The 7,155-nt window shown below is 58.9% G+C and carries 6 protein-coding genes and 1 pseudogene; all 7 read left to right on the top strand.

Features of this window, described 5'->3' with window-relative positions; genetic code table 11:
* The first annotated feature begins 292 nt into the window (after nt 1–292).
* The 7 genes and pseudogenes from GXN74_RS11020 to ptsP all read left to right on the top strand — a co-directional run bounded on the left by GXN74_RS11020 (nt 293) and on the right by ptsP (nt 7,152).
* A complete protein-coding gene (locus GXN74_RS11020) occupies nt 293–1,141 on the top strand; it encodes a PRD domain-containing protein (RefSeq protein ID WP_162370995.1) in 849 nt (282 codons plus the stop codon).
* Between the two features lie 175 nt (nt 1,142–1,316).
* Nucleotides 1,317–2,714, top strand: coding sequence for an N-acetylglucosamine-specific PTS transporter subunit IIBC (gene nagE / locus GXN74_RS11015; protein WP_162370994.1), 1,398 nt, complete (start codon nt 1,317–1,319; stop codon nt 2,712–2,714).
* 14 nt (nt 2,715–2,728) lie between these two features.
* Entirely contained in the window at nt 2,729–3,892 is a 1,164-nt protein-coding gene (gene nagA / locus GXN74_RS11010) for an N-acetylglucosamine-6-phosphate deacetylase (protein ID WP_162370993.1), read from the top strand.
* Nucleotides 3,889–4,611 (top strand): annotated as a pseudogene (gene nagB, locus GXN74_RS11005) (glucosamine-6-phosphate deaminase); the annotation flags it as partial. The gene nagA and the pseudogene nagB, both read left to right, overlap by 4 nt.
* A gap of 73 nt (nt 4,612–4,684) precedes the next feature.
* Complete coding sequence (locus tag GXN74_RS11000; RefSeq protein WP_246208689.1) at nt 4,685–5,155, top strand: PTS sugar transporter subunit IIA; 471 nt, start codon at nt 4,685–4,687, stop codon at nt 5,153–5,155.
* Between the two features lie 27 nt (nt 5,156–5,182).
* Nucleotides 5,183–5,437 carry an HPr family phosphocarrier protein gene (locus tag GXN74_RS10995; RefSeq protein ID WP_162370991.1) on the top strand — a complete coding sequence of 85 codons (255 nt, stop codon included), beginning with the start codon at nt 5,183–5,185 and terminating at the stop codon, nt 5,435–5,437.
* Nucleotides 5,434–7,152, top strand: coding sequence for a phosphoenolpyruvate--protein phosphotransferase (gene ptsP, locus GXN74_RS10990; protein WP_162370990.1), 1,719 nt, complete (start codon nt 5,434–5,436; stop codon nt 7,150–7,152). Before GXN74_RS10995 ends, ptsP begins: the two co-directional genes overlap by 4 nt.
* Nucleotides 7,153–7,155 lie beyond the last annotated feature (3 nt).

Here is a 7,155-nt window from a genome sequence, read left to right as displayed (position 1 = left end):
ACCTTTCTGATAGCGGCCACCTCGATGTATTGTATTTTGTCGCATGAGGTTCATTGTACACCATGACCGGAAGTGGGACATAATCATTTGCGTTACAATAGGACATTATCATATGTGAATCAGAGGGCCGGGAAGAAAAATGAAATTACCCCTTGACAAAGGACATCCCCGGGAGTATATTTTAGGCATAAGGCGTGTTACTGTTGAATCAGGCATGAACCAAAAAGATATTCATAGGATATCCTTTTTGTTCATGCCTTTGTTGCGTTCGTACGATTTACAGGAGAGACCAGTGGACTACAATTATGAAATCCTTCGGGTGTTCAACAACAACGTGATTCTGGCCCGGAACCCGGACAGCCACCGGGAAGCGGTGCTGGTGGGAAAGGGGATCGGCTTCGGAAGAAGGCCTGGAACCATGGAGCGCTTTTCTCCGGAGGTGGTCGAGAAATCCTTCCTCACCTACGACGGAAAATGGAAAGGGGAATATCTGGAACTGGTGGAGCAGATGGAGGAGCAGGTTCTGGCCCTCTGTGCGGAAATCATCCTGGAAGCGGACAGGACGCTGGGGCCCCTGAACCAGCGGGTGCACATCGTTCTCACGGACCACATCGGGTTCGCCCTGGAACGGATCCGGTCGGGAATGGAGATCCACAATCCCTTCCTGGATGAAATCAGGATCCTCTATCCTGAAGAATACGAGATGGGGCTGAAAGCCCAGGATATGATCCGGAAGAACACGGGCATCCGGATTGTGGACGATGAGGTAGGCTTCATCGCACTCCACCTGAACGCGGCAAGGCAGCAGAAGGAGGTCCGGGAAGCGGTGGGGCACACCAGGCTTGTAAAGGAACTGGTGGAGGTGCTGGAGCAGGAACTGGGATGCGTCCTGGAGAAGGACCTGTCCTACAGCCGTCTGGTGCACCACCTGCGGGGAGCTGTGGAGAGGGCCGCTGCAGGACGGCAGGTGAAGAATCCCCTGCTGGAAGCGCTGAAGAGGGACCTGCGGGAAAGCTTCGGAACAGCGGAAAAACTGAAGGAAAAGATCAAGGATACCATCGGGGTGGAGATTCCCGAAGACGAGGTCGGCTACATGGCCATCCACATCGAGCGTTTGAAAAGGAATATAGGGAATCATTGACGTGTTACTGATCCGATCAGGCATAAGTCGACAAACCGAAGGGGGTTGTTGATTTATGCCTTTTTTGTCGGATGGTCTCAAGATTCCGCCATAGGACAGATTCCATCGGCCAAAACCCGGCCGTAGAATGATAGAGAAACACGCAAACCACAAGCAAGAAATCAGGAGGGAAATTATGACAAACTTTTTCGGCAAATTGCAGAAGGTCGGCAAGGCACTGATGCTACCCATCGCGGTCATGCCTGCGGCGGCAATCCTGCTGCGTCTGGGAGCCGGCGTGCCCGGCATCGAGGGCATGGTGGCGGACATCATGCTCCGTGCGGGGGCGGCCATCTTCGACAACCTGTATCTGCTCTTCGGCATCGGGGTCGCCCTGGGACTGGCAAAGGACAACCATGGTTCTGCAGCCTTGGCGGGGGCGGTGGGTGTGCTGGTGGCCAAGAACGTATACGAGGTCATCGACCCGAACATCAATACAGGGGTCATGGTGGGGATGGTCATGGGCGTCATCGCAGGCACCCTCTACAACAAGTACAACAACATCAAGCTGCCCGAGTTCTTGGGGTTCTTCGGCGGGAAACGCTTCGTTCCCATCGTCACCTCCTTTGCGGCGGTCATAACGGGCGTGTTGTTCGGACTGGTTTGGCCCGCAATCCAAAACGGCATCGACACATTGGGGAATGCAGCCATTGAAGGCGGTGCCCTGGGGACCTTCTTCTTCGGCTTCGGCAACAGGATGCTGATTCCCGTGGGACTGCACCACGTGCTCAACTCCATCTTCTGGTTCACTTTCGGTTCCTTCACCAACGCTGCAGGAGAAATCGTGAAGGGAGACCTGTGGCGCTACTTCGCAGGGGATCCCGCCGCAGGTGTCTATATGGCGGGCTTCTATCCAGTGATGATGTTCGGCCTGCCTGCGGCCTGCCTGGCCATGTACCACGCGGCCAAGAAGGAAAACAGGAAGGCTGTGGGAGGCATGCTGCTCTCCATCGCCTTCACCTCCTTCCTGACGGGCATCACGGAGCCCATCGAATTCCTCTTCGTTTACACAGCCCCCGGACTGTACCTGGTCCATGCGCTGCTCTCCGGAACCTCCCTGGCTCTGGCCCAGCTGTTGGGGGTCCTCCATGGCTTCGGCTTCTCCGCAGGCCTGGTGGACTTCCTGCTGAACATGCACCTGGCAACCAACGGCCTGTTGCTTGTTCCCCTGGGGTTGGCGTTCGGTGTGGTCTATTATCTGGTGTTCAGCTTCGTAATACGCAGGTTCAACATCCCCACACCGGGCAGGATGGACGAAACAGCGGAAAAAAGCGAAGGAGTGGTGGGGGAAAAAGGTGTTGCCGCGGTGGCCAAGGCCTACTTTGATGCCATCGGTGGTTTGGACAACATCGTGGATGTGGATTCCTGCATCACCCGGCTCCGGCTCACCCTGAAGGACAACAGCCGCGTGGACGAGGCCGCCGTGAAGGCTTTGGGAGCTGCAGGCATCATCAAGCCGAACAACAGGAACATGCAGATTGTGGTGGGAACCCATGCGGAACTCATCGCCGAAGAAATGAAGAAGCTCAAGTGAGAAGGAGGCGGACCATGAACAAAAGAAAGATCGTGGTGGGGGCTTCCCTGGTCCTGGAGGACCACATCCTGGAGGACAAGGCCCTGGTCTTTTCCGACCGGGTGGAGGGGATCCTGGATCCGGAAGAGGCCATGCGGTTGGAAGGGGAAGTCCTGACCTTCCAGGGGCACGTGGTCCCGGGTTTCATCGACACCCACATCCACGGAGCGGGAGGCCATGACGTCATGGACGGTACCCCCCAGGCATTGGAGGCCATCTCCGGAATCCTCCCCTCCTCGGGAACAACCGCCTATCTTGCCACGACCATGACCAAGGCCCAGGAGGAAATCCTGGCTGCCCTGGGCAATGTCCGGAGCTTCATGGACAGGCAGGAAAGGGAGTTCCTGGGCGCACAGGTGCTGGGGGTCCACCTGGAGGGACCCTTCCTGAACCCGGAGTACAAGGGGGCCCAGGATGGGGCCTTCCTCCAGAAACCCTCCATGGAGTGGGTCGGAGATTGGCTGGACATCCTCCGGATGATCACCCTGGCACCGGAGATGGACGAAGGGTTCCGGTTCATCCGGTCCATGGCCGGAAAGGGTGCGGTCCTTTCCATCGGCCATTCGGGGAGCAGCTATGAGACCGCCCTTGCGGCCTATGAAGAGGGGGTGCGGCACATCACCCACTGCTTCAACGCCATGACGGGACTGCACCACCGGAAACCAGGCGTTGTGGGGGCGGCCCTGGCAAAGCCTTTCACTGTGGAAGTGATTGCAGACGGCATCCATGTGCATCCCGGATTCCTGGAAGCGTTCATCCGCCTGAAGACCGTGGACAAGGTCCTTTTGGTGACCGACGCCATGCGGGCGGCTTTCCTGGGGGAGGGGACCTATGACCTGGGGGGCCAAACGGTCCATGTCCGGGACGGTGCCTGCAGGCTGGAGGACGGTACCCTGGCGGGCAGCGTCTTGCGGACGGACACGGCGCTTGGGAACATGCGCAGGCACACAGGGTTCCATCTGGAGGAAATCGTACGGATGCTGAGCCTGAATCCTGCCCGAAAACTGGGGATCGACGGCAGGAAGGGCAGCATCGCTCCTGGAAAGGACGCGGACCTGGTGTTCCTGGACAGGGACCTGCAGGTCCGGGAAGTTTACATCCAAGGCAGGAAGGCCCACAGCAGGGAGGAGCGGACATGAACATCATCATTGTAAAGGATTTTGAGGAGATGAGCAGGAAGGCTGCCCACCTCTTCGTGGCCCAGCTGCTGAACAAGCCAGACAGCGTCCTGGGGCTGGCCACAGGCTCCACGCCCCTGGGACTGTACAGGGAGCTGGTGGCTTTCTGCAACCAGGGAATGATTTCCTTCGACAAGGTGGTCTCCTTCAACCTGGACGAGTACATCGGATTGGAACCGGACCATCCCCAGAGCTACAGCCATTTCATGGAGCAAGAGCTGTTCTCCCGGGTGGACATCCGGCCCGAGAACACCTTCATCCCCTCGGGCATATCCAAGGATGTGGAGGCTGAATGCAAGGGATACGACAAGAGGATCGCCGCCTATGGAGGCATCGACTTGCAGGTCCTGGGCATCGGAAGGAACGGGCACATCGGTTTCAACGAGCCGGACTTGAAGTTCGAGGCAAGGACCCATGTGGTGCAATTGGACGAGCAAACGATTCGGGATAACGCCCGTTTTTTCAAGGAAATCGGGGATGTACCCAGGAGAGCCATCAGCATGGGAATAAAGACCATCATGCAGTCCAGGCAGATCGTGCTTCTGGCCAGCGGGAAGGAAAAGGCCGAAGCCATCGAGAAGATGCTGAACGGGAACATCACCCCGGAAGTTCCGGCCTCGGTGCTGCAGCTGCACCCCAACGCCACGGCCATCATCGACCTGGCGGCGGCGTCCCTTTTGGACCTGCAGCAGATTGGGGAAGAATACCAGACGGCCGCCCCCAAAGCGGCGCAGACAAGAAAGGATGATGAAGATGTTGGGTTTGTTCAAGAAGAAGACAGTCAACCTCCTTCCGGTCATGGAAGGGGAAGTCGTCCCCATCACGGAGGTGCCTGACCAGGCTTTTTCCGAGAAGATGCTGGGGGACGGCTATGCGGTGAAGCCGGTGGACGGAACGGTGAAGGCCCCGGTTGCAGGAAGGATCGTCCAGATATTCCCCACCAACCACGCTTTCGGCATCCTTGCGGAGAAGGGGTTGGAAATTCTGGTGCACATAGGTATCGACACGGTGGAACTGAAGGGGGAAGGATTCAGACGTCTTGCGGAACCCGGACAGGAAGTGCAGGCGGGAACCCCGGTCATGGAGGTGGACCTCGAAGTGCTGAGGCTCCGGGGGAAAGAATCCATCACGCCTGTGGTCGTCACCAACATGCACCTGGTGAAGGGCCTCAAGGTTCATGGGGGACCGACGCCGGAAGTCGCAGCGGAAATCGAACTGAAGTAGAATGGAAATGGGAAAAGGGAGGAAGACATGGTAGAAGCAGTGGTAAGAAGCAAGAACGGCCTGCACGCAAGGCCTGCGGGAATGGTGGTGGAACAGGCGGTACGGCATGGAGGAGAGGTGGTCTTGATAAAGGAGGGGATCCGCTGCAACGCCAAATCCATCCTGAACATCATGGGCCTCGGACTTGCCCAAGGGGACCGGATCGCCATCGCTGCGGAGGGGGAAGGCGGCCTGCGCACGGAGAACCTGCTGAAATCCATCATCGAGGGGATCGAGGAATGAGGGAAAGCAGGGTCGAGGCAATCGGCGTGTCCCCGGGAATCGGCAAGGGAAACCTCCTGGTGCTGCTTCCCGGCAAGGTTCCGGAGAAGGTCCCCTGTGTTAATCCGGATGAGGAGCTCCAGCGTCTGGAGAAGGCCCTGACCCAGGCGGGATGGGAACTGGAAAGCCTGCACAGGGAAGGGAGGGGACGTCTGGGGGAAGAAAAGGCGGCCGTGTTCGCCGCCCACAGGATGATTCTGGAAGACCCGTTGTGGACGGAGAGGATGCGGGAAGGCATCCTTGGGAGCGGCTGGGACGGGGCCTATGCGGTCCATGTTGCGGCGGAGGAGACGGCAGGAGAATTCCAGCGCATGGAAAACCCCTATTTCCAGGAAAGGGCGGCGGACATTCTGGACATCGGGAACCGGCTGGTGCGGATCCTACAGGGGCGCCCTGCTGCGGACCTTGCGGTCATGGAACGGGACACGGTGGTGGTGGCCTGGGACCTGGCCCCTTCCGACGCCGCCCTTTTGGACCCGGAAAAGGTCAAAGGAATCGCAACCGTGCAGGGAGGGAAGACCTCCCACACCGCCATCATCGCCAGAACATTGGGAATTCCCATGGTAGCGGGAATCGGAGCTGCGTTCTTCGAAAGCCTGGTCCAAGGGGAGGAGGCCATCGTGGACGGTGCAGGCGGGCGCCTCATCCGGATGCCGGACAGGGAGACCAGAAGACGCTATGCGGAGGCCGCCCGGGTGTTGGAGGAAGAGGCCAGGAAAGACAGGGAATGGACGGGCAGGCCCACCCGCACAAAAGATGGAAAGCGGCTGGAGATTGCCGCAAACATCGCCTCCCCCCAGGACCTGGAGCAAGTACTGGCCAACGGAGCCGACGGAATCGGCCTGTTCCGCAGTGAATTCCTGTACATGGAAGGGACCACGCCTCCCAGCGAGGAGGTCCAGTACCAAGCCTACAGGAAAGTGCTGGAAGGCATGGGGGACAGGCCGGTGGTGGTCCGGACCATGGACATCGGCGGAGACAAGGAGGTCGCCTGTCTGGGCATGGAGAGGGAAGAGAACCCCTTCCTGGGCTGCCGCGCGGTGCGGTATTGCCTAAAGAACCCGGAAGTCTTCAAGGTCCAGTTGCGTGCCCTGTTGCGTGCTTCCTGCCATGGGAACCTGAAAATCCTGGTTCCCATGGTGGCTTCCGCGGAGGAGGTGCGGCAGGTGAAGACGGTCCTGTCGGAAGTGGAGGCTGCCCTGCAAGAAGAAGGAATCCCCTTTCGGAAAGGGATTCCCCTGGGAATCATGATCGAGGTTCCTGCTGCGGCCCTCTGTTCCGACATCCTGGCCAGGGAAGTGGATTTTTTCAGCATCGGGACCAACGACCTGGTCCAGTATACCCTGGCGGCGGACCGCATGAACCCCAAGGTCTCCCACCTGTACTCCCATTACCACCCATCGGTGCTGCGCCTGGTCGGTACAGCCATCAGGAACGGACACCAGGCGGGTATTACGGTGGGCATGTGCGGCGCCGCAGCGGAGGATCCTGGATTGTTGGGGGTGCTTGCCGGCATGGGGTTGGACGAGTTCAGCATCAGTCCCACCCGGATTCCCGGCACGAGAAGGCGGCTTTCGGAAATCCACACCCGGAAAGCCGCCGACCAGGTGGAGAGGATTCTGGAGCAGGACACTGCGGAGGCTGTTTTGGAGGTTTTGGGAAAGGAGAGGGCATAAGGG

Source organism: Anaerotalea alkaliphila, from assembly GCF_010179735.1.
In the GTDB taxonomy this organism is placed as follows: Bacteria; Bacillota; Clostridia; order Lachnospirales; family Vallitaleaceae; genus Anaerotalea; species Anaerotalea alkaliphila.
This window is presented reverse-complemented; position numbering and strand designations above follow the sequence as displayed.